This is a genomic window from Halovivax cerinus, assembly GCF_024498195.1.
Taxonomy (GTDB): domain Archaea; phylum Halobacteriota; class Halobacteria; order Halobacteriales; family Natrialbaceae; genus Halovivax; species Halovivax cerinus.
In genome coordinates, this window is record NZ_CP101824.1 from 2,261,408 (window position 1) to 2,282,978 (window position 21,571).

Annotated in this window: 21 protein-coding genes and 1 pseudogene; 5 read left to right on the forward strand and 17 right to left on the reverse strand. The window is 66.2% G+C overall.

Features of this window, described 5'->3' with window-relative positions; translation table 11 throughout:
• Positions 1–313 precede the first annotated feature (313 nt).
• Complete coding sequence (locus tag NO366_RS10560; RefSeq protein WP_256530757.1) at positions 314–568, forward strand: hypothetical protein; 255 nt, start codon at positions 314–316, stop codon at positions 566–568.
• Between the two features lie 126 nt (positions 569–694).
• Here the strand turns inward: NO366_RS10560 and NO366_RS10565 are convergent, their stop codons facing one another.
• From NO366_RS10565 to NO366_RS10605, 9 genes are all read right to left on the reverse strand, one after another.
• Positions 695–1,117, reverse strand: a complete 423-nt coding sequence (locus NO366_RS10565) for a hypothetical protein (protein ID WP_256530758.1) — start codon at positions 1,115–1,117, stop codon at positions 695–697.
• Between the two features lie 106 nt (positions 1,118–1,223).
• A complete protein-coding gene (locus NO366_RS10570) occupies positions 1,224–1,688 on the reverse strand; it encodes a hypothetical protein (protein WP_256530759.1) in 465 nt (154 codons plus the stop codon).
• Positions 1,689–1,868: 180 nt separating this feature from the next.
• Positions 1,869–2,852, reverse strand: coding sequence for a hypothetical protein (locus NO366_RS10575; RefSeq protein ID WP_256530760.1), 984 nt, complete (start codon positions 2,850–2,852; stop codon positions 1,869–1,871).
• Positions 2,853–3,777: 925 nt separating this feature from the next.
• Entirely contained in the window at positions 3,778–4,365 is a 588-nt protein-coding gene (locus NO366_RS10580; RefSeq protein ID WP_256530761.1) for a hypothetical protein, read from the reverse strand.
• Positions 4,365–6,083 (reverse strand): sodium/proline symporter, encoded by a 1,719-nt coding sequence (locus NO366_RS10585; RefSeq protein WP_256530762.1) that lies wholly within the window; start codon positions 6,081–6,083, stop codon positions 4,365–4,367. The genes NO366_RS10580 and NO366_RS10585 overlap by 1 nt, the downstream gene beginning before the upstream one ends.
• Positions 6,080–6,259: a hypothetical protein gene (locus tag NO366_RS10590; protein ID WP_256530763.1), complete on the reverse strand. Its 180-nt coding sequence runs from the start codon at positions 6,257–6,259 to the stop codon at positions 6,080–6,082. Before NO366_RS10590 ends, NO366_RS10585 begins: the two co-directional genes overlap by 4 nt.
• A gap of 111 nt (positions 6,260–6,370) precedes the next feature.
• Entirely contained in the window at positions 6,371–7,138 is a 768-nt protein-coding gene (locus NO366_RS10595; protein WP_256530764.1) for a Nif3-like dinuclear metal center hexameric protein, read from the reverse strand.
• 79 nt (positions 7,139–7,217) lie between these two features.
• Positions 7,218–7,730: a PIN domain-containing protein gene (locus NO366_RS10600; protein WP_256530765.1), complete on the reverse strand. Its 513-nt coding sequence runs from the start codon at positions 7,728–7,730 to the stop codon at positions 7,218–7,220.
• 1 nt (position 7,731) lies between these two features.
• A complete protein-coding gene (locus tag NO366_RS10605; RefSeq protein WP_256530766.1) occupies positions 7,732–8,034 on the reverse strand; it encodes a ribbon-helix-helix domain-containing protein in 303 nt (100 codons plus the stop codon).
• A 193-nt stretch (positions 8,035–8,227) separates the two neighbouring features.
• Here NO366_RS10605 and NO366_RS10610 point away from each other — a divergent pair, with 193 nt between their 5' ends.
• A complete protein-coding gene (locus tag NO366_RS10610) occupies positions 8,228–9,193 on the forward strand; it encodes an acetamidase/formamidase family protein (protein ID WP_256530767.1) in 966 nt (321 codons plus the stop codon).
• Between the two features lie 94 nt (positions 9,194–9,287).
• Positions 9,288–9,728, forward strand: coding sequence for a DUF2391 family protein (locus NO366_RS10615; RefSeq protein ID WP_256530768.1), 441 nt, complete (start codon positions 9,288–9,290; stop codon positions 9,726–9,728).
• A 32-nt stretch (positions 9,729–9,760) separates the two neighbouring features.
• On the opposite strand, the gene speB is transcribed toward NO366_RS10615, so the two are convergent.
• The 8 genes and pseudogenes from speB to NO366_RS10655 form a co-directional block, all read right to left on the reverse strand.
• Entirely contained in the window at positions 9,761–10,615 is an 855-nt protein-coding gene (gene speB, locus NO366_RS10620) for an agmatinase (protein WP_256530769.1), read from the reverse strand.
• Positions 10,615–10,989 (reverse strand): translation initiation factor IF-5A, encoded by a 375-nt coding sequence (locus NO366_RS10625; RefSeq protein WP_256530770.1) that lies wholly within the window; start codon positions 10,987–10,989, stop codon positions 10,615–10,617. Before NO366_RS10625 ends, speB begins: the two co-directional genes overlap by 1 nt.
• A gap of 109 nt (positions 10,990–11,098) precedes the next feature.
• Positions 11,099–12,232, reverse strand: a complete 1,134-nt coding sequence (locus NO366_RS10630; RefSeq protein WP_256530771.1) for a zinc-dependent alcohol dehydrogenase family protein — start codon at positions 12,230–12,232, stop codon at positions 11,099–11,101.
• Positions 12,233–12,328: 96 nt separating this feature from the next.
• A complete protein-coding gene (locus NO366_RS10635) occupies positions 12,329–13,405 on the reverse strand; it encodes an aminotransferase class I/II-fold pyridoxal phosphate-dependent enzyme (RefSeq protein WP_256530772.1) in 1,077 nt (358 codons plus the stop codon).
• A gap of 91 nt (positions 13,406–13,496) precedes the next feature.
• A pseudogene (locus tag NO366_RS10640) lies at positions 13,497–14,564 on the reverse strand (enolase-like domain-containing protein).
• 71 nt (positions 14,565–14,635) lie between these two features.
• Positions 14,636–16,264 carry an ABC1 kinase family protein gene (locus NO366_RS10645; protein WP_256534023.1) on the reverse strand — a complete coding sequence of 543 codons (1,629 nt, stop codon included), beginning with the start codon at positions 16,262–16,264 and terminating at the stop codon, positions 14,636–14,638.
• 52 nt (positions 16,265–16,316) lie between these two features.
• Entirely contained in the window at positions 16,317–16,673 is a 357-nt protein-coding gene (locus NO366_RS10650; RefSeq protein WP_256530773.1) for an Hsp20/alpha crystallin family protein, read from the reverse strand.
• Positions 16,674–16,814: 141 nt separating this feature from the next.
• Positions 16,815–17,714, reverse strand: coding sequence for an E3 ubiquitin ligase family protein (locus tag NO366_RS10655; RefSeq protein ID WP_256530774.1), 900 nt, complete (start codon positions 17,712–17,714; stop codon positions 16,815–16,817).
• Positions 17,715–17,869: 155 nt separating this feature from the next.
• On the opposite strand from NO366_RS10655, the gene NO366_RS10660 reads away from it, so the two are divergent.
• Positions 17,870–19,180 (forward strand): molybdopterin molybdotransferase MoeA, encoded by a 1,311-nt coding sequence (locus tag NO366_RS10660; RefSeq protein ID WP_256530775.1) that lies wholly within the window; start codon positions 17,870–17,872, stop codon positions 19,178–19,180.
• A gap of 318 nt (positions 19,181–19,498) precedes the next feature.
• Positions 19,499–21,424 carry a molybdopterin biosynthesis protein gene (locus NO366_RS10665; protein WP_256530776.1) on the forward strand — a complete coding sequence of 642 codons (1,926 nt, stop codon included), beginning with the start codon at positions 19,499–19,501 and terminating at the stop codon, positions 21,422–21,424.
• Positions 21,425–21,571: the final 147 nt, after the last annotated feature.

The following is a 21,571-nucleotide window of genomic DNA, read 5'->3' on the forward strand; positions in this document are numbered from 1 at the left end:
GCGTTGATTCCGGGCCTCCATCGGTAATTATATTATCCGTCACGTCAATCACCCACACGGAAGCCAGCGTCTCCATCTGTCGCAGGGGACAGCGCTGAGAAAGTCCCGGGTGCTGTAACCACCCGAGACGTCTGGCTTCCAAACCCGAGGAGGGTTTAGTCGCCATGATTGCGTACACACCACCACGACAAAAAGGTCTCGCCCGCTCTCGGTCTAGAGAGTCGAAACGCTGTCCGCCGCTCACGTTCGATTTCCGGGATTGGGGGCCGAGATCACCTGGGTGGTCAGGTCGACTGTTCCGTGGTGATCTCGGATGACATCCGTCGACGGTTCGAGCGGCGTGGCTGGCGAGCCGCCTCGCACGCACGAGTGCTATCGGTGTGACCGTGACGTGGCGCCGGCGCTCCTCTTTCGGGTCACCGTCGAGGCGCCCGGGATGCTATCGGGAAAGTACGCCGACTCCGAACGGTACTGCTGTGAGCACTGCGCGGCCGCGATGAACCTGTCCGAATTCTCCTGGCAGGTGAAGACGCACGCTCGACGAGGTGACGATCGGACGGACGGGTGAGGCGTTGCTCCCTCGTAGCCACAGCTTCCCGAGAAGGCCGTATGTGGCGGTTATCGTGTTTTCACGGCCAATCACCGGCTGCATTGGACCAGACCCTCGATCAACAGTGAAAGCACTCGTTCGTCGCTACGTCGATGCGATGCGTGGTGTAACTTGCAGGGTCACGGCGGTATCACAGGTGTCGGCGACAGTTCGAATGCTGGCCGTAGAGTGGGCGGTCGTCTCATCGCCATCAAGCACAGCTCGTGACGCCTCTGCGAGCCACTCCGTCTCGTCCAGACTGAGTGTAGACCCGTCATCGGTCAGGGTACATGCCGCACTGAGCTCCATTTCGGTTGCTGGCCACGAGTCAATTTCGTACCCGAGGATGCGACAGAACTGAAGTGGATCGAATCCGGCCGACGCCGTTGTGTATGCTACCTGCCTGATGGTTGGTTCGTACAGTTCGACGAAGTGATCGACGTCGATACCGACTCGCGTCGCCGCCCGTCGTCGCTTGTACTCCGCGAGCCCAAAATCGGCAGTCGCAAGCGAGATGATCGCTCCCATCCTGCTGATCGTTGGTCCCGCTCCGTCTTGATTCTCCCGTTGATGACTGTCCCGAACCGAACCCCGCCAGGGAAGCATTTCGGCTTGCGGTAGTACAGGAACCCGGTTATTGGTGGCACGGGCAACACTCGCGCGAGGCGTGGACGGCGTTGAAGCACCGGTCGTGATCGCAGAATTTCGTGTCGCGTCCCTCGTACACCGCCACGATGTTGGGTCGCTCCGTGTCGGCGCAATCGACGCAGTACCGAGCCGTGAACCAGGCGCGCTCCGAATCGAACTCGGCCGTGTGCGTCGCCGCTGCGTCACAGTCGTACACGGTACAGGTGCTCCTGGCGGGTGAGTCGTCTTCGAGAACCGCATTGAGCACCAGTCGGAGGCTCTCGTGCCCCTCGGCGATCGTCTCGCGGTCCGTCGTTTCGATTATCGGACCCCACATTCCGCAGAATTCGAACGCGTCGGAGCCGTCGATCCGGTCTCGAAACTCCGGACACGGATCGCTACAGCGTTCGTGCGTCATGAATCGGAGCGGACCGTCGAACTTGGTCCCGTCGATTGCCACGTCGGACTCCATGAGTCACATTCATCGACTGTCGTTGTATATGTATGGAGTAGTCGACAGGTGTCCGGCGAGTGGTCGGTCAGTAACAGTCGATCCTATCGCCGTTTCTGTACCCAGATAGGTGTCTCTACTACCGGATAAGTAGGGATGCGTTCGGAGTGTGTATCACGGTCGGAAACCGAGACATCGTACTCACTCGCCGCTAGCGTGTCCGATTCCGCTGCCGGATGGGACATCTGTGGGACACGTAGTCGTCGACGACCCGTCCGCTTCTCCTGTGATTTTGTTCCCACAGAGTATGCGCTGGTCCGCCACGGGGGCAGTGAACTGTATTGCCTTCTCCCCGAAGTCCACGATCCGATTCGTGTAGATTGAATGACCTGTGCCGGCCTGATCAGGATCCATTACCGGATCATCTCGGTCTCTAAGCCAGTCACGCTGCCCCACAACCTCGACACCATACCCCTCCCCGTTTCGAAGATCTGACCACCGTAGCGTGGCGTTGTGGCTCTCAAATCTGACTGCTGCAGAGGGGTGCGAACCGTTGTTCTGGGTGCCCCCACCGTTCGTGCAGTATTCAATGAGAATATTTCGGGTCCCGAGTTTCGTATTTACAAGTTCTGAGTGAGGATGTCCTGCACTATTGTCGATGTGGTGAACGTGTACGTTTCTCGTCTGGTCAAGCGTCTCCCACGGATATGAATCGCGCTCGACAGTGGTTGTCGGTTGGCCTATATAGATAACTTCGCCTGCTTGCGATTGGCTCTCCTCATTGAGGATGAACTCAGCACCAGCCATCCCAATTACCTCCAGCGGTCCGATCTCGAGGTTCTTGGTCCGCTCGAACAACATCAGCGGTCGCCGTGAGTTACCAACACCTGCCGGTGCACAGACAATATTCTCGAGATATGTCTCCCTGTTTTCGGGAGGGGTACAGTGAACGAGAACGGTCTCGTACGAAGATGGGTCATCCGGCGAATCCGGATTTCTGAGACCATTGAATGTTATCCCTTTGATGTGAATGTGACTATGGTTGACTATGCCGATTCGCCGTTGAACTGCATCGGCGGGACCAGTAATTGTTATCGGTGCACCCTGTTCTCCTGATCGAACTGTTCTGAATGGGTCCGTGTACTCCCCGGACGTAACACGTACCTCGTCGCCAGGCTCTGCCACCTCTAATGCCCGCTGTATAGATCCAAATGGCCGGTCAGCCGTTCCTTCAGTAGAGCGGTGGCCGTCTGGAGAGACGTAATAGACTGACTGGTCGGCTTCCGTCGTGTTTGACTCCGGGTCGGGTGTCGAAGATTCCGTTTGCGAACCTGATTTGCTACATCCCGAGAGGGCCGCGACGCTGGCAGTTCCTGTTGCTGCTAATAACTGCCGCCGAGAACTCGTCGTGAGGAGCTTGTATGTCATGCCTGGTATCGAGGTACATCGTATTTTCGAGCAGCTATACTACCATCTCCCGTTTACAGAGAACGGATAGAAAAAAGAATGGGTACGTACCGGATAGTCACCCGTCTTGGCACCTGCTGAGGGCTTTATTACCGTTTCTACTCGGGCGTTGTTCACCCCTCCAAGATCGCCACGGAAGAGCCGTCACTAGGACGTTCTACGGTGCTAGCAAAACCTGATACTTGTCATACGTGTTATATCCTGAAGCGGGAATTTTCGGGTGTGACCGCGACAAGTGTCTGCTTCACGCGACGACACATATCGAATCGGCGTGTATCGCGCTTCGGCGAACCTACGGCGAGATTGTGCGCGCTCGAAACCGGTTCGGCCAGTTCCGCGAACTCGGTACCCAGTGTGGCGTACGGAATATCGAACGAGTGCTTGGCGCCGCTACCGAGGGATTATAGGTGTTTGAATACGGCAGGGTATAGACACTCAACACACGCCGAGCTATGAAAGAAAGGATGGTGGATCCGAATTGAAGGCCTCGGCACTCATAGGGCTCGTCGTCACCGGTTGCCGAGACCGGTTCGGCCCGGGTGCATCGTCATCGGCCACGCGGGGATAGTTGACGCCGGCACAAACCCGTTGCCCATCGGGTGTGCTTTGAGCCCGACATCCACTGGATGCACTCCTGATTCCGTCACCCCTCCAGCGACCGCTCGGACCCCGTCAAACTGTCCACGATAACGTCACCACCTTCCCGTTCGGCCAGCCAGAACAGTTTGTAGCCCGTGACGACGCGGTCGAACGCGATCCCGGGCGCGCGATTCAGCGAGTATCGCCGGAGGGTCCACTTGAAGACGGATTTCCGGGCGCGCTCGTCGGCGCCCTCGGGCGTGAGTTCCGCGGGGAGGACGAGTGCGTCCGTCACGGTTCGTGATTCGGTCTCCGGGAACGTGTCCGCGCGGACGGCAAGTCGACGCGAGCGGTCGACGCTGACGACGAAGGAATCTTCACGGTCGTCCATCAGCGGTCGGGACATGCTGACCGCGGCGTCGTAGATCCGGTAGGGGTAGGCCACACAGCCGACGCGACCGGTCGCCTCGACTTCGTCACGCTCGATCGACGGGGGGACGACCGACAGTTCGACGTAATCCCGGGCGCGTGTGTCTGTTTCGTCGCGAACGCGCAGATTCGCGTTCCCGACGGACTGCATCGCTGCCTCGTCATTGCCCGCCGTTCCCGTCCCGTCGCTGGCTCCCTCGTCCGTCCACTCGTCGGTGCTCATTAGTCCACCTCGCCGTCGCCTGGGGCCCCGTTACGCGTTCCGTCCGTCCAGTAGTCGCTGTCGCGGACGTGATCGCGGATGGCGTCGGCCTCGGTGATCGCCTTCGGCCGGGGGAGGCCGCCGTCGGTCGCCATCGGTGGCGAGTCGCCTGTCGAGTCCCGGTCGCCGAGCACCGCCGAGAGGGGCTTGTGCATCACCGCGAAGTGTTCGTCCAGGTGTTCGTCGCCGGGCGGCGTGGTGCGCAGCGAGACGACGATCAGCGTCAGGGCCGAGAGGATGAACGCCGGGAACAGGCCGTAGACGGTGAGCAGCCCGTGGAGGAACGGCGAGGACGTTTCGAGCGAGGCCAGCGTCGCCTCGCCGAGGATACGTTCCCACTGTGGCCACAGGAGCATCGTCCCGGCGCCGACGACCATACTCGAAACGGCGCCTGCACTGGTGAGTCGGCGCCACCAGAGGGTGGCGATGAGGGTCGGACCGATCGCGGCGCCCAGCCCGCCCCACGCGTAGTTGAGAACGAGATCGTAGATGGGTGTGTTTCGAGCGACGTACGCGAAGGCGATGCTGGCCCCGCCGAGGCCGAGCGTGACGTACCTGGAGTAGCGCACGAGCTGGGTCTCGGTGGCCTGCCGGTCGAAGAAGCCGTGGTAGACGTCCTCGACGACGGCGCTGGTCGCGACCAGGAGTTGCGAGTCGGCGCTCGACATCATCGCCGCGAGCGCGGCCGCGAGGATAATCCCGGCGATGGCGCTCGGGAAGAGGTCGAGGGTGAGCAATGGCATCGCGTTCTCCGCATCCGAGAGCCCGCCACTTCCGAACACCACCAGCGCGTACAATCCGACGAGTGCAGCGCCGATGTAAGCGACGAACATGAACAGCTGAGCGACCAGCGCCGCGAGCCTGATATTACGCACGCGGTCGATCCCCATGAACCGGACCATAACGTGGGGATTGCCCGGGATACCCAACCCGATAGCCGCGTAGCTGATGATCCCGAAGACCGCGGCCCAGCCGGTCATGCCGCCCGTAATACTCGTTAGCGACCCGTCGATCGCGCCGGCACCCTCGAAGGGCGACCCGTACGAGCTAAACGCCAGGATCGGCAGGATGGCGAAGGCGATGAGGATGATCGCGCCCTGGAAGTAGTCGGACCAGGCGACCGCGAAGTAGCCGCCGAGGACGGTGTAGCCGACGACGATGATCCCCCCGACCACGATTCCGATCCACAGATCGGCCCCGGTAAGGACCCGGAGGAGCGTCCCGGCGGCGACGATCTGGGCGCCCACGTACCCGCCCTCGAAGATGATGAGGACGGCCGCCGAGACGCCCTTCACGAGGCCGGTGTCGTCCCGGAGGCGCGTCTCGAAGAACGTGGGCAGGGTGACCGCTCGGACGATCTCGCTGTACTTGCGCAGCCGCTTGGCGATTCCGGCCCATGCCGCGAGGTCGGCCGGGATCATCCCCAGTCCGTTGAAGAAGGCCATGATCCCCGCACTGTACGCGTCTCCGGGGACGCCCAGTGTCAACCAGCCGCTCATCTCGGAGGCCCGTTCCGAGAAGCCGGTCACCACCGGCCCGACGCGCCGGCCGCCGATGACGTAATCACCGACCGTGTCGAGCAGGCGCGAGGACCAGAGCCCGATCCCGACGAGGACGACCAGGTAGAGGCCGAAGGTGACGAGTACGGCGTCGCTCGCGCCACCCGCGATCCCCGTCACGGTCGGTCACCGGGGGCGGTCCCCGTCTCGTTGCGGTATCCCGTCTCGTCCGCGTACTCCTCGCGGAGCCGTTCCTCGCGCCGTCCCTCCCAGACGTAGTAGACGACCAGGGCCAGCAGGTAGACCGTGAACGGCCCGACCACGCCGATCCAGTCGAGCGTGCCCATCGCTGCCATACAACGGGGTTATTTCCACTCACTATAATAGTATCGGTAATTCCCCATTTGCCTACAAATTCGGCGGTACCGTCCCCGTCTGGGCATGGTCGACTGCGAACCTCCCCGATGCTACAACCCGGTCGGAACTTCGATATACGTCGTCTCGACGCCCCAGCCGTCGACGAGATCGTGCAGCGCCCGGACGCCGAACGTCTCGGTCGCGTAGTGGCCCGCCAGGACGACGGTGATCTCGGCCTCCTTCGCCTCGTGGTAGGCCTTCCCCTTCCCCTCGCCCGTCACCAACGCGTCGACGTCCGCCGCGACGGCCTCGTCGAGCCAGTCGGTCCCGCTACCGGTCAGTACCGCCACGGTCTCGATCCGCTCGGGGCCGAAGTCGAGCAGGCGCACGTCTCCTGCACCGGTGTCGAGCTCGGCGGCGAGCGTCTCTCGGAGTTCATCGGGGGCGACGGGTTCCGTCGCACGTCCCCGCTGGCCAACGTACTCCGGCCCCAGCTCGCCGAAGGGTTCGCGGTCGGTCAGTCCCAGGACGTCGGCCACGCCGGCGGCGTTGCCCAGTTCCTGGTGGCCGTCCAGCGGGAGGTGCGAGACGTACAGAGCCAGGTCGTGCTCGATCAGCGGGGCGATCCGCCCGTACTGCCTGCCGGTCACCCGCTCGATGCCGCCCCAGGAGAGCCCGTGGTGGGTGACGAGCAGGTCCGCGCCCGCATCGGCCGCCGCGTCGATCGTCTCGCGGACGCCGTCGACGGCGAACGCGACGTGGTCGACCTCGGCCTCGGGTGGTCCGACCTGCAGCCCGTTCGCACTCGCGTCCAGGTCGGCGTAGTCGTCCGTTCGCAGTTCCTCGTCGAGTCGGTCGACGAGTTCGGTGAGGTGCATATCGGCTCGTTGGGCGGCGGGCGTGTAAGCGGTTTGGGTCCGTTTGGATGCCTGTCTTCTATCCGCTCGAACGAGCCCCCTATTCGATCTGGTCCCCCTGATCGTCTTCCAGCAGCGTTCGTGCTCGACGGTAGATCGGTCTTCCGAGCCAATCGCGGTCCTCGGCGATTCGGTCCAGCCGTCTGTCTGCCTCGTCGGCTCGCAGTCGGCCCCGTTTGACCAGTGCGGAGAGGACGATCGGCGAGATCGCGACCCGTGCCTCGGTTAGTCGTTCGAGTTCCGGCAACGCACGGAAATCGTCGGTGACGAGAAACGAGGCGTCGAGTGCGTTACAGAGGGCGATGCAGGTACCTTCTCCCCGGTCGATTCGTGACGTCTCGACGACAGTACCCGTGGTTTCGTGGACCGTGATGTGTTCGACATTTTCGGTGACAGCTGCCGCCGCTCGTCCGTGGGTATCGTCGTATGCCGCTGTCGATTCGAGTTCTTCGAGGACGCGTTGACTCGTGTGGACGTCGAATTCGTCGAGCCAAATTGCGAGCACGTCACCACAGGACGGTGAGACGAGTGCGCTGGTGTCGGCGACGATCATTCTACAACGATGCCATCTCGTCAGCCAACTCGTCGCCCTGGTCGAGAATGGCCTTCGAAGAGCGGACGGATTCGGCGTCCTGACGGCCGATGAACGCGCTCAAGGTGTCGAATTCGATCTCCTCGTCCAGATAGAGTTCCACGACGGCCTCGGTGAACGATTCGTCGTCCTCGATGTCCGAGAGATACTCACGAAGCGCCTCTGTGACGATTTCCGTCCGGTTCCGGTGGGTTATCTCTGCGGCGATATCGGCTTTTTCGAGGAGTTCCTCCGGAAGTCGGAAGTTGGCTCGTGTCGTCCCCATGGGTTGATGTGGGTACATTGTACATACACGGGCAAAAAGCTAGGGTCGTTTGCGCCCGTCCACTTCAAAACTCAGCCGTTCGATCGTCGGCCGACACAGCGGCTGACCAGCTGGTGCCAGTAACGGTCCAACACTGGCCGCTTCGACCACCGAGAGACCACCACTTTTGTCAGATCCCGACGAACGATCGTCCATGCCACGACAGACCGTCTCACACGAGGAGGGGGCGATCTACGAGTTCACCCCGGCGCTCGACCCCATCGCGACCGTCGAATCCGGCGCCGAACTCACGATCGAGACACGCGACAGCTTAGACGGGGCGGTCCAGACGGACGACGATCTGATCGAATCGGTTCCGGAGGAGGTCAACGCCGCGACGGGGCCGATCGAGGTTGCGGACGCCGAACCGGGAGACGTCCTCGCCGTCGAAATCGAGGACGTCCGTCTCGCCGAAGATCGCGGTCGGGTGGTCACGATCGAGGGCTTCGGCCTGCTGGACGGTCACGAGGACATCGAGGCGCCGCGGACGACCGTCACGCCGGTCGCGGACGATACGTCCCCCGACGCCGACGGGACGGCAGCAGACGCCGACGCGAACACGGACGCCGTGATCGAGTTCGGCGACCACGAGGTCGCCGTCGACCCCTGTATCGGAACGATCGGCGTCGCGCCGGCCGAGGAATCGTTCACCACGCTCGTCCCGCACGATCACGGCGGTAATCTCGACACGACAGATGTCTCGGCGGGTAACACGATCTACTTCCCCGTCTTCCAGGCGGGTGCGATGCTCGCGATGGGAGACAGCAAGGCCGCGATGGCCGACGGCGAGATGTGCGGCACGGGCGCCGAGATCGCGACCGATATCGACGTCACCGTCTCCGTGATCGACGGCGACGACGTCGCGATCGAGCTCGATCGACCGCTGATCGAGACGCCCGACGCGTGGAAGACGGTCGCGAGTGCCGAGTCGATGGAGGAGGCGTGCGAGCTGGCGAACATGGACGCGATTTCCCTCCTCGTCGCCGAGCACGGCTTCGACCCCACCGAGGCCTACATGTTCTCGAGCCTCGTCGGCGGCCTGGAGATCAGTCAGGTGGTCGATCCGCTGGTGACCGTACGGAACGCGCTCCCGAAGACACACTGCGACGGGCCGTTCTGACTGTCGGAGGGCGAATGGAGCGCCCGTCGGTAGGTCGCTGACCCGCACCGAGTCGACCATCACCGCTATTAGTCCACCCTGTAAAGACGTCCCCATGAACGCGAGCCGGTTTCGTCGGCCGCCGGAGTTCAAGCTGACCGACGTCGCCCAGCAGCTCGTCGGCGGCTTCCTCCTTGCCGGCCCGTTCGTCGTCACCGAGGAGGTCTGGAGCCTCGCCGAGAGTATGCACGCGATCCAGGCACTGCTGACTGTCACCGTCGTCTTCGCCATCGGCTACGCTAGCTTGTACAAGGCCAACGACGATCGGGACGTCGACGCCGAGCAGGAAGTCGTCGGTATCCCGCTCCGGTTCATCTCGCTCATGCTGGTCTCGTTCGGCTCGGTGGCGATCCTGGCGCTCCTGTTCGACGCGCCGGATGTGTTCGTCGACGGGTCACTCCTGTCGCGTCCGACCATCGAGATCACACTCAAAGCCGTCAGCGTTGGCTCGATCTTCAGCGTCGTCGGTGCCTCGACGGCCGACACGCTGTTCTGAGGCTGTAGCGGAGTCCAGCGGCCGTCGGCGCCTTACCGGGTCGACGCGATCGGCCCGTCGCTCGCCGCGTGCGTGTACACGAACTCCTTCAGCAACTTGCCGGCGAGCGACGCCGCCTGCCCGTCGTCGCGGTCGTTGACCTCGACGACGTCGAAGCCCGTCGCGGACGGTGCCACGGCGCGAACCGCATCCCGCATCTCGCGCGGTTCGAGTCCGAAGGGCTCCATCGTCCCCGTCCCAGGCGCGTAGGCCGGGTCTGCGCCGTCGATATCCACGCTGAGGTAGGTCTCACGACCGCCGAGCAGGGCGTCGACGTCGGTCTCGTCGAGCCACGCACGCACCGACTCCGGCGGGACGATGGTGACGTCGTCGGCCTCGGCCCGCTCCCACTCGGCCTCGCTTCCGGTCCGCGAGCCCAGGATGATCGCCTCCTCGACGTCGAGGTCCTCGTCCTCGAGGATCCGCCGCGTTACGCAGGCGTGATTGAGCCGGTTGCCGTCGTAGGCCTCGCGCAGGTCGAGGTGGGCGTCGAGGCAGACGAAGACGTCGGGCTCGGTCGCACGCGCGCCGGCCAGCGAGATCGTATGTTCGCCGCCGATCGTGAGCGGTACAGCCTCGTCCCAGGTGACGTCCCGAAGCGTCCCCTCGAGGTACTCGAGGTAGGCCGGCACGTCGCCCCAGGCGTGGACGTCGCCGTCGTCTGCGACGCCGAGGGTCGAAACGTGCTGGTCCGTCCGGTGATCGTAGTCGTCGAACGGCTCCGCAAAATGGCGCACGCGCCGGGGGCCGAATCGGGTCCCCGGTTCGAAGGTCGTCGACGCGTCCAGGGGCGCGCCGACGATCACGAAGTTCGCGTCTCCGCGCTCGGCGGTCGCCCCGGGAAACATCAGACGATCTTGCGCTGTCCTTCCATCTCGAGGAATTCGATCTCGTCGTCGGGCGTGGCGTCGACGTCCTCGGGGATGCGCATCGTGAACGTCTCGTAGCTCTCTAGGTCCATGACCTGCATGTCGGCGCCGTCGACGGAGACGATCTGGCCCTGCTTTCGCTCGATGATCGGGACGCGAATCTTCGCGTCGACCGGCTGAGACAGCGAGCGTTTCTTCTCGTCGAAGACGCCCTTGGCCTCGATGCGAGCCTTGGCGCTGCCGTGTTTGCCCGGTTTCGCGGTCGAGTAGGCGTTAATCTTGCACGCCGCCTCGTCGATCATGACGTAGCCACCTTCCTGGAGGTCGCGAACTTCCTGCTGCTGTGTCGCCATACCCGCCCGTATCCAACCGAGCGGCATAAACGGTTTGAATCCGACCGGCGGGTCGTGGTGCCGGCGTGCCGTCGTCTCGCGTTGGTGGCGTGCAGGGTTTCACTGACCGTCAGGACGAGAAGTCCGTGACGACTTCGATCCCGCTGGTCCCGTACTCGCTCATCGCCCTCAACCGGTCGGACACCGCCGATAGCGACACCCGGTTCGTCACCAGCCGGCCCGGATCGAGCGCGCCGGACTCGATCGTGGTCAGGAGTTCGCCGTACCGCGTCGGTGGCATCCCCCGTGATCCGAGTACGGACACGTCCCAGCGCGTGATCGCGTCCATCGGGAGCGAGATCTCCCCGCGCTCGGCGTCGGTCGTGAGACCGAGCTGGACGTGGGTTCCGCGCGGTTGCAGACAGCGGATACTGTTCCGGCACGTCTCGGCCCGTCCGAGCGCGTCGATCGAGACGTCGACGCTGCCGTCGGGTCCCGGTCCCGTTCCGTGTCGGGTCGAATCCTCGTTCTCGGTCCGTTCGGATGCTCCGTCCCCAACACGCGCCGCGACCGCTTCGGGCACGCCTTCGACCTCGCCTGCGTTCACGGTCGCGTCCGCGCCCAGCGATTCCGCCATCCCGAGGGGTTCGTCCCGGACGTCCACGGTGACGACGCTCGCGCCGAGCGCGTCGGCGATCTGGACGGCTGCCAGGCCGAGACCGCCGCAGCCGTGGACGGCGACCCGATCACCACCGCCGACGTCGGCGCGGTGAGCCAGCGCGTGGAACGCGGTCACGTACCGACAGCCGAGCGCGGCCGCCGACTCGGTCGAGACGTCGTCCGGCAGCGAGACGGCGTTGTACTCCGCATGGGGGACGTGCAACTGCTCTGCGAACGCGCCCGGTACCTCGGGTTCGAACCCCAGTGCGGCGCCGTCCGCACAGACGTTTCCGTGTCCATTTAGACAGTATCGACAGGTTCCGTCGCCGAGGTTGAACGGGATCACGACCCGATCGCCGACCGCCAGCGAGTCGACCCCCGAGCCGACCTCGAGTACACGGCCCGCGGGCTCGTGGCCCAGAATCTGACCCCTGGATACCCGATCGTCGGCCCACTCGCCGTGGCCCATCCAGGCGTGCCAGTCGCTCCGGCAGATGCCGCACGCTTCGACCGCGACCACGACGCCGTGGGGCGCCGGATCGGGCGGGTCGACGTCTCGGATCTCGAGCGGTTCACCGTAGTCTTCGAGCACCGCTGCGCGCATACGCTCGCATCGGTGTCGGGCGAGTAAATGGGTTCGCCAATCGTGGTTCGGTTCGCACCCGATCGGCCGATACCGCGTCCGCCGTTCGGGTCCGTCTCACCCGATCACGCGGGCGACGCGCTCCAGTCCGTCCTCGAGTTCGGCGGTCGGTAACCCGAACCCGATCCGGACGTAGTCCGGATGACCGAAGTACTCGCCGGGGGCGAGGACGACGCCCTCGTCCTCCACGACGGCCCTGCAGAAGTCTCTCCCGTCCTCGAAGCCGTCGGGGACGGTCACGAACCCGTTGACGCCGACCGGGTCGTACCACTCCAGGCCGTGTTCGTCGAGGAACGTCCGGACGATATCCCGGTGTTCGCTCGCGAGATCGCGGTTCGTCTCCAGGATGTCGTCCTCCTGCTCACCGAGAGCCTGCTTCGCGACGTGCTGGCCGAAGATGCTCGGCGAGATGGTCGTGTAGTCCTTCCACCGGACGGCCGCCTCGACGACGGGATCCGGGCCGACGAGCCAGCCAAAGCGCGTGCCTGCGAGGCCGTATGCCTTCGTCAGACTCGTCGTCGAGATGCCGTGGTCGTACCGCGCCGCGACGGGTTCCAGCGGGTCGTCGGCCAGGAGGCGGTAGACCTCGTCGCACAGCAGGTAGGCGTCGTGGTCGGCCGCGATCTCGGCGACGGCGTCGACGACCGACTGCGGGTGATACCGCCCGGTCGGGTTGTTCGGGTTGTTGAGTACGACGACGGCGGTCTCGTCGGAGATCGCCTCGGCGACCGCGTCGACGTCGAGTTCCCACGTCGGCGGCTCGAGTTCGACCCGGGTGACCGATCCGACCGCGTCCGGGACCGCGTGGAGGGCCTGGTAGGTCGGCGTGACGACGACGGCGTGGGTTCCGCCGCCCGGGCTCCCCTCGTCCAGCAGCCCCAGGAATGCGAGGAAGTTCGCCTCTTGCGTCCCGCAGGTGAAACAGATCTCGTCTGCAGACCGGTCGTATCGGGCGGCGACCTCGGCCCGGAATTCGGGATCGCCGTCGGTCGGAATCACGTAGCCGAGCTCGCCCGGATCGGTGTCGAACCGATCGGCCGAGAGGCTGCGAATTCCGCTCTCGGCGAGCATCACGTCCGCATCGTGTTCGTACTCGTCGAACCAGCGTTCGAGGCCGAAGGGCGCGATCTGCATACGCCGTCTACGGCGTCCGACCGGCAAGTAGGTACGGTCGGCGGCAGGATTGTGACGGGCGGCGGTCGCGTTCGGATCGCGCCCGTCGAACTCACGCCCAGCGGAACCCGGTCACGTCGCTCGGCGGCGACAGGGGTGGCGCCGGCACCTCGTCGGGCACCGTCGGCAGGTTGTACGCGCGCGGAGCGATGTCGTTCGGCCCGTCGGGGTAGAAGAGCGACGCGAGCAATTGCAGTTGGCCGCGGCCCACGCCGAGTTCGAACTGCCCGCCGCCGTACATCGAAATCCCGTTCTCCAGGCCTTACTCGATCGTCTCGAACAGCGACGCGAGCGAGCCGAACCGGGAGGGTTTGACGTTGAGCCAGCTCGGCTCCCACGGCAGGTCCTGGACGTCGTCGAGGCCGTGGATCGGCGCGTCCCAGGAGACGCGTCTGCGGACGTCGGGATCGTCGAACAGCGCCCGCGTCTCGTCGGTCAGGGCGGGATCTTCGATCACGGCCCTGGGAAACGCGTCCAGGAGGCGCCGGTACAGGTCGTGATCGCCCGGCTCATCGACGTCCGTCCCCTCGTACTGTCCCTTGAGATCGAGGATTCTGACGGCGCCGGTATCGACGAGCGCGTCGATCACCTCGTCGGTCCACTCGGCCGTGGGATCGAGCTTGAACTGCAGGTCGGGCACCCGTTCGCGGAGCGCCTCGACGCGATCCGTCGTCGGCGGGTCGCCGAGTCGCGTGCTGGCGACGAATCGGACGGGTTCGCGGTCGCGGTCGAGGACGCTCGCGAGGTCCGATTCAGCCTGCCGTAGCGCCAGGTCGAGCGCGGCGCTCTCGATTCCCCACCGCCGGTAGTTGCGAAACACCGCCCGGTCCGGCGCACCCGCGGGGAAGCAATCGAGTTCGTCCACCCGACTCGAGACGGAGTCGATCGTGTATTCGCCCGTGAGGTCCGGCAGCCCCGTTCGCGCCAGCGCGTCGTGCTCCGCCGCGTCGTAGGTGACGTCCTCGCCGCGGCCGACGACCCGGTCGCCGTTGGGACCCGGTCCCGACAGCGAGACGGTCGTCGTCACCCGGGTGAAGTCACTCGACGTCTCACGCTCGCGTCTGTCGAGGGAGACGTCGTCGATCCGGACCGGGAGTGCCGCGAGGCGGTCGTAGTCCATAGGGAGACTGGGGGTGCGACCCTGAAAGGCGTTCTCACCGTTTCGCCGTCCGGTAGGCGACCATCCACCAGTCACTCCTCCTCTCGCTCGCGCCGTCTGAGTCGCTGGCGCGTAAACTGCGGGCGGGCGCTGATACCCTCGCGGGTGCGAAAGGACCGGCGGAGGGTGACCGCGGCCCCTGCGACGAGCAGGCCGGCGGCACCGGTGACGATCGGGGTTTCGAGCGCGATCCCGACCCCGGCAGCGACGATGCCGGCAGCGAGCACCTGCCCGTAGACGACCCGCTTCGCCAGTTGGTCCAGGAGGTCGTCCGGATCCTCGATGCCGGCCCTGACGGAGAGGTCGCCGCGTTCGAGCCGATCGAGCGCGCGCTCTGTCTTCGGGAGCACGCGAACGGCGGACGAAGCAGACTCGCGGAGGTGCTCTCCCGTCTCCTCGACGAACGCACGGGCGGTCTCTTCCCGATAGCCGCGCTCGGTGAGAAACGCCGTCGCCGTGGTGATGAAGTCGAAGTCGGGGTCGAGCGTGACGCAGACGCCCTCGACGACGGTTGCCACGCGGAGGACGAGCGCGAGGTTGCGCGGGAGTCGAAACGGGAACTCGTAGATCGAGCCTTCGATCTGTTCGACGATCCCCTGTACACGGCGCTGTTCGACGTCCTCGCCCCGGGCGTCCTGGATCGCGAGTTCGAGCACGTCCGCCATCACCGCCCGATCGGCTTCGGGGCTCAGTGTCCCGATCTCGATCAGGGCGTCGAGGACGGCGTCGGTGTCACCGGCGGCGATCGCGACGTAGAAGTCGACGATCTTCTCCTGTATGTACGGGTCGACGCGGCCGGACATGCCGAAGTCGTAGAAGATGATGCGGCCCTCGTCGTCGACCGAGAGGTTGCCGGGGTGCGGATCGGCGTGGAACACCCCGTCTTCGATGATCATCTGCATGTACGCGCGCTGGAGCCGCTCTGCGAGCTCGACGCGATCGACGCCTCGTTCGTCCAGTGCGTCGACGTCGGTGATCTTCGTGCCCGCCAGGTACTCCATCGTGAGGACGGTCGGCCCGGAGTGACTCTCGACGACGTCCGGATGGACGGTTCCCGGGTCGTCGTCGAAGTTCGCGGCGATCTCCGTCAACATCCGCGCCTCGCGTTCGTAGTCCATCTCCTGTCTGATCGTCCGGTCGAACTCTTCGGCGAGCGTCTCGAGCGAGTAGGCCCGCGACTCGTCGACGAAGCGACGCAGGATCGGAACCGTCCAGTGGACGACGTGCAGGTCGGCCTCGACGAGCGACTCCACGCCGGGTCTGCGAACCTTCACCGCGACGTCCCGTCCGTCGAGGCGTGCTCGGTAGACCTGGCCCAGGCTCGCCCCGCTGATCGGGTCGCGGTCGAAGTCGTCGAACCGATCGTCGACGGGGCCGAGCTCCGACTCGATCACGCGCCGCGCGTCGTCCCAGTCTGCGGGCGGGACGTCGTCCTGTAACGCCGAGAGGACGTCGAGGTACGTCGGCGGGAGGACGTCCGGCCGACTCGAGAGCAACTGTCCGAGCTTGACGAACGTGGGTCCGAGCGCGAACAGGATCGACAGCAGCCGCTCGGCTCGCTCGCGCCGAACGGCGGGTTCGACCCGGCGAGAGCGGCCGAACAGGACGAACCGGTGGCGGTCGCGCGCGTACGCCCAGAGGAGCGGCAGGAATCGCCACACGACGAGGACGAATCGGCCGTACGCGCGGAGTCGAACCACGATCTCACCCGGGTCAGGGTGCCCCCTCGTCGACGACGTCTATCTCCGTCGCGTCGACCGTCCCGATCGTCACCGTGAGGACGCCGCGGTCGATCTCGGTGTCGACGCGCTCGTCGTCGGCGTCGTCGGGGAGCGCGATGGTGAACTCGCGGCGAGCCGGACGGTTCTCCTCGACGTACTGGTAGTCGTCCGGGTGGATCGGTTCGCGCGCGGCGTCGACCCGGAGGACGTCGCCGTCGACGGCGACGTCGAGCGTGGCCGCGGAGACCCCCGGGAGGTCGACGACGAGCAGGTACGCCTCGTCGTCCTCGAGTAGATCGTAATAGACGTCGCTCGGGAGTTTCCGCACGGCGTCGCGAATCCCAGCCATTGTCACCCATTCGGACCCCGGTACGAAAAACCCCGCGATGGGGTCACCGCTGTCAGCCGAATATTACCCTCTCTTATACACTGGCCGGTGATCGGGCATCCGATCCGTGGATCGTCGTCGGTCCGTCGTCACGCGCACCGATCAGATCGGCCCGAACACGATCCCTGCCACGCCGATGGCGCCCAGGAGTCCGCCCACAATCCCGAGCCCGATGGCGCCGGCGGTGAGCGCGAGTCGGCGTTCGCTCCGGTCGGAGAGCACGAACGGGAGGCCGAACAGCCGATGGCGGAGCCGGCGCCACCGGCCGGGTGCCCTGGCGGCGTCCGCAACCCCGACGACGGCGTTGACGTGTCCGGCCCCGGTCGCGGCGGTCGTGTCGTAGCGCGCCGTACCGAGGACGTGCGCCGTCGCGCCGACGTCGAGGCGCTTCTCGATGTACCGACGGTTCGCGCCCGTCCTGAGTTCGATTACTCGCAGGTCGAGCGTCTCGTTCTCGTCGTCGACGCTCTCGGTCTGGTCGATGTACGCCTGGATGCGTGGTGGCGGCACCGTCCCGCCGTCGACGCGGATGCGGTCGTCGCGGTCGAGCCGCAGATCGCAGCCGGCCGGGTCGACGAGGACGCTTCCCGTTCCGTCGTCGAGCCGGAAGGAGACGACGCGGCTCCCGGACTCGATGGTCGCCCAGTGGGTCCCATTCTGGGTCGACCGTTCCTCCTCGACGGCGTACTCGCAGGCGACGCAGGCGGCGCCGGAAAACGGTGCCTCGAGTGGCGTGTCGACGGCGTCGACCGTTCCCCGCAACTCGACGTAGCCCCCGTCGGGCGTCTCGAGGACCGATTCCGTGCCCGACCGGAGGATACGGTGGGCCAGTCGGAGCTCTCTGACGGCGTACCCGACGGCGACGGCAGCGACCGTGCCGAGACCGACGATGCCCGCGACGAGAACCCCGACGACCACGATCGTACCTGGAGAAGTGACTGCGTCGACAGTCGTGACCGGATCGGAGCCGCTGGACGCGATGACCGAGCGTGGCTCTTCCATGCTCTCTCTCTCTCTCTCGATCGAATACGCATAGCCGTTCCGACACGACTGTGACGACCGGCGCCGGGACGGAGGTTCGCCGGAGTGGCGTTTCGCAGCCCTGCTCGGGGAGTGACCGTCCACACACTTTTTGCGATTCCCGGACGAGACCCGGCATGGACGGACTCGACCGCGACCGACGGCGCGCCGGATTCAGGAGACTGACGCGGCTCGCGTCGGCGCGGAGGGTCCTTCGCGAGGCGATCGTCGACGGGTGCTCCACGGGGTTCGAGTCGACAGGGGTCGAGTCGATTCCACTCGCCGAGGCGACCGGTCGCGTCCTCGCGGACGCCGTCGCGGCGCGATGGTCCGTACCAGGGCAAGCGCGTGCGGCGGCGGACGGCTACGCGGTGCGAGCGGCTGAGACGCACGGGGCGTCGAGTCACTCGCCGGCCGCCCTCTCGATGGTCGGTGTGGAGGGTTCGACGGTGACGGACAGTCTCGACGCGGGGACGGCTGTCGAGGTCAGTGCCGGTGACGTGCTCCCCGACGGAGCCGACGCCGTCGTGCCCATCGAACGGTCGACCGAGCTCCCAGAGGCCGGTGAACTGGAAGTCAGCGCAGCCGTCACCACCGGGGAGAACGTCGCGTCCGCCGGCGCGGACGTCGACGCCGGGACGACCCTCTACGACCGCGGTCACCGGCTCCGCCCGTCGGACCTCGGCCTGTTGCACTCGACGGGGATCGAATCCGTTTCGGTCGCCTTCGAGCCCGAGGTGGCCGTGATCCCGACCGGCGACGACCTCGTCGAGCCCGGAACGAACCCCGACCCCGGTCAGGTCGTCGAGACGGACGGGCGTACGGTCGCGTCGCTCGCCGATCGGTGGGGCGGAACCGTGACGCGCCACGACCTCGTCCCGACCGAGGAAGTGGTGCTCACGTCGGCGATCGAAGACGCGCTCGATCACGACGTCGTGGTGACCACCGGCGCCACCGCAGTCGGTGACCGCGACCGGCTCCCCGAGGTCGTAGACGCCCTCGGCCAGGTGCGCGTCCACGGCGTGGCGGTGTCGCCGGGCCGCACCGCCTGTTTCGGGACGGTCGCCGGGACGCCGGTGATCGGGCTCCCCGGCCCAGCGGTCGCGTGCATCGTCGCCGCCGTCCAGTTTCTCCGTCCGGCACTCTCGTGGCTCGTCGGCGAGTCGGTCCCCGACCACCCGACGATCTCGGCGACCCTGGATCGAAAGATCCCGAGCGAGCCGGGGATTCGGACGTTCGCCAGGGTGTCCCTGGAGCCGACCGTCGACGGCGACGCCCCGGGCGGCGACGCATCGATCGATCGTAGGTACCGGGCGGTCCCGACGCGAGTCGGCGGGCCCGGCGTTCTCTCGAGCGTCGCGCTCGCGGACGGCTGGGTCGTCGTCGAGGAATCGCTGGAAGGCATTCCCGCCGGCGAGCAAGTGGCCGTGGAGCTGTGGGAACGGTGACCGATACACCACCGTCTCGTGTGACATCCGATTACGTGTACCCGCTACGAGTGAGCCGTCGACCGACCCGCCGCCGTCCGCGACCGACGCGTCGATCGCCTCTCCGGAGTCGGCCACTGGATCACGCACGATCGCGCGGCGGCCGTTGCCGATCGCCTGATCGCCCACCTCACCGACGACTCCGGGTGAGACGACTACAGAGACCGGTCGTCCGGTATCGGGTGCGTATCCGGGCTCGGGTGCGTATCCGGGCTCGGGTGTGTATCTGGGCTCGTCACAGTCGGGACACCCTTTAGGCGCCTCGTCGTATCCCGCGGTATGCCTCACAAGGAGTTTCGCGACCTGGTCGATCCGGAGACCGCGCGCGAGGCCGTGTTCGACCTTCCGATCCCGGCCGGAACCGATCGCGTCTCCCTCCAGGATGCGGCCGGTCGGGTGCTGGCCGAGCGCGTCGACGCGACGATCGACGTGCCCGGGTTCGATCGCGCCAGCCTGGACGGCTACGCGCTCCGGTCGGCGGACACCGTCGGTGCGGACGAGGCGAATCCCGCGCACCTCTCCGTCGTCGGGACGGTCCACGCGGGCGAGGAACCGGGGGTGACGGTCGGCGACGGCGAGGCCGTCGAGATCTCGACTGGAGCCGTCATGCCCGACGGCGCGGACGCGATGGTCCCCGTCGAGCGAACGGATCGTGCGTCGGCCGAGGACGACGAGTCCGCCGCAGGCGGCGGATCGCTGCTCGTCAGGACGAGCGTCGCCCCGGGTGCTAACGTGGCCGTCGCCGGGTCAGACGTCGCGGCCGGCGAGCGAGCGCTGGGACCGGGAACGCACCTCACGCCGCGGGAGATCGGCCTCCTGTCGGCGCTCGGCGTCGAGACCGTGCCAGTTCGCGCGCGACCGCGAGTCGGGATCGTCTCGACTGGCGACGAACTCGTGCCGCCGGGCGGAGCCGTCGACAGCGGTCGTGGCGAAATCTACGACGTCAACAGCTACTCGATCGCGGCGGCGGTCGAGGATGCTGGCGGCGAGGCCATCCGCTATCCGCACGTGGGCGACGACTGGGACGCGATGGAGTCGGTACTCAGAGAGGCCGCCGCCGAGTGCGATCTCGTTCTCTCGTCGGGGTCGACGAGTGCGGGGGCGATCGACGTCGTCTACCGCGTGATCGAGGAGCTCGGCGAACTCGTCTTCCACGGTGTCAGTGTCAAGCCGGGGAAACCGATGCTCGTCGGGCGGCTCGGGGGCGTCGGCTACGTCGGCCTGCCGGGGTACCCGGTCTCCGCGATGATGACGTTCCGTACGTTCGTCGCGCCGGCGATTCGCGAAGCGGCCGGTCTGACCGTCGCGGAGACGGCGACCGTCGAGGGGGTGATGGCCGTCGACGAACGGTATCCCGAGGGTCGACATCGCCTATTGCCGGTCGGTCTCGTCGAGCCGGGTCCCGACGAACTGAACGGCGACGTGACCGTCGAGCAGCCTGCGACCGCCGTCGACGACCCACTGGTGTACCCGGTCGATCGGGGAAGCGGAGCGACGACGAGTCTGACTCGCGCCGACGGAATCGTCGAGTTTTCGGCCGACCGCACGTCCCTCGCGGCCGGCGAGCGGGTGACGGTCTCGCTTTTCTCGGCGGCGGGTGGACCGCCGTCGCTGTTCGGCGTCGGTGAGGACGACCCGACGGTCAGCCGGGCGCTGGACGCACTCGAGAGCCCGCGGTACCTCGCCGACGGCTCCCGACCGGCACTGCGGTCGCTTCGAATCGGCCTGCCCGACGTCGCGGTCGTCGCCGGGCCGATCGAGAGCGGCTACGACGGTGTGGAACTCACACGCTTCTCTCGCGAGTGGGGACTGCTCGTTCCCGACGGCGATCCCGACGGCGTTTCGGGTCTCGCGGCCGTCGTCGACCGGGATCTTCGGTTCGCGAATCGGACTGCCGCCTCGGGCGTACGCAGGAGTTTCGACGCGGCACTCGACGACCTCGCGTCGTCGACGGATCGAGATCCGGACGCCCTCGCGTCCGCCATCGACGGCTACGACGTGGCGGTGCGGGCCCACGACGGTCCCGCGCGTCGGGTCGTCGCGGGCGAGGCCGACGTCGGTCTCGGCCTCCGTGCGTCGGCCGATCGACACGCTCTCGGGTTCGTGCCGCTCGGCGACCAACCGGTTCGCCTGCTCGCGAACCCGGACCGCGTCGAGAAACCGGCGGTCGATCGGCTGCACCGTGCGGTCGACGACCTGTCGTAGCTCCCAGTCTCTGCCCCGTCCGGACGGACACGTGCGCGATCGTCTGAGAACTGCCTCCTCGCCGGGACGACTGTCCACGTGAGTCCGCCGCGGTCCGTCCACCACTTCGTTGGCCCGACGGCGCGGTGTCTCGTCGGTGGACCGGTC

Excerpts from the sequence above, each read along its gene's own strand:
- NO366_RS10630 (WP_256530771.1), bottom strand. The coding sequence starts at position 12,232 with ATGCGCGCAGCGGTGCTCGAAGACTACGGTGAACCGCTCGAGATCCGA.
- NO366_RS10590 (WP_256530763.1), bottom strand. The coding sequence starts at position 6,259 with ATGGCAGCGATGGGCACGCTCGACTGGATCGGCGTGGTCGGGCCGTTC.
- NO366_RS10570 (WP_256530759.1), bottom strand. The coding sequence starts at position 1,688 with ATGGAGTCCGACGTGGCAATCGACGGGACCAAGTTCGACGGTCCGCTC.
- NO366_RS10650 (WP_256530773.1), bottom strand. The coding sequence starts at position 16,673 with ATGGCTGGGATTCGCGACGCCGTGCGGAAACTCCCGAGCGACGTCTAT.
- NO366_RS10625 (WP_256530770.1), bottom strand. The coding sequence starts at position 10,989 with ATGGCGACACAGCAGCAGGAAGTTCGCGACCTCCAGGAAGGTGGCTAC.
- NO366_RS10605 (WP_256530766.1), bottom strand. The coding sequence starts at position 8,034 with ATGGGGACGACACGAGCCAACTTCCGACTTCCGGAGGAACTCCTCGAA.
- NO366_RS10615 (WP_256530768.1), top strand. The coding sequence starts at position 9,288 with ATGAACGCGAGCCGGTTTCGTCGGCCGCCGGAGTTCAAGCTGACCGAC.
- NO366_RS10655 (WP_256530774.1), bottom strand. The coding sequence starts at position 17,714 with ATGGAAGAGCCACGCTCGGTCATCGCGTCCAGCGGCTCCGATCCGGTC.
- speB (WP_256530769.1), bottom strand. The coding sequence starts at position 10,615 with ATGTTTCCCGGGGCGACCGCCGAGCGCGGAGACGCGAACTTCGTGATC.
- NO366_RS10635 (WP_256530772.1), bottom strand. The coding sequence starts at position 13,405 with ATGCAGATCGCGCCCTTCGGCCTCGAACGCTGGTTCGACGAGTACGAA.
- NO366_RS10565 (WP_256530758.1), bottom strand. The coding sequence starts at position 1,117 with ATGGGAGCGATCATCTCGCTTGCGACTGCCGATTTTGGGCTCGCGGAG.
- NO366_RS10665 (WP_256530776.1), top strand. The coding sequence starts at position 19,499 with ATGCCTCACAAGGAGTTTCGCGACCTGGTCGATCCGGAGACCGCGCGC.
- NO366_RS10595 (WP_256530764.1), bottom strand. The coding sequence starts at position 7,138 with ATGCACCTCACCGAACTCGTCGACCGACTCGACGAGGAACTGCGAACG.
- NO366_RS10600 (WP_256530765.1), bottom strand. The coding sequence starts at position 7,730 with ATGATCGTCGCCGACACCAGCGCACTCGTCTCACCGTCCTGTGGTGAC.
- NO366_RS10610 (WP_256530767.1), top strand. The coding sequence starts at position 8,228 with ATGCCACGACAGACCGTCTCACACGAGGAGGGGGCGATCTACGAGTTC.
- NO366_RS10580 (WP_256530761.1), bottom strand. The coding sequence starts at position 4,365 with ATGAGCACCGACGAGTGGACGGACGAGGGAGCCAGCGACGGGACGGGA.
- NO366_RS10660 (WP_256530775.1), top strand. The coding sequence starts at position 17,870 with ATGGACGGACTCGACCGCGACCGACGGCGCGCCGGATTCAGGAGACTG.
- NO366_RS10560 (WP_256530757.1), top strand. The coding sequence starts at position 314 with ATGACATCCGTCGACGGTTCGAGCGGCGTGGCTGGCGAGCCGCCTCGC.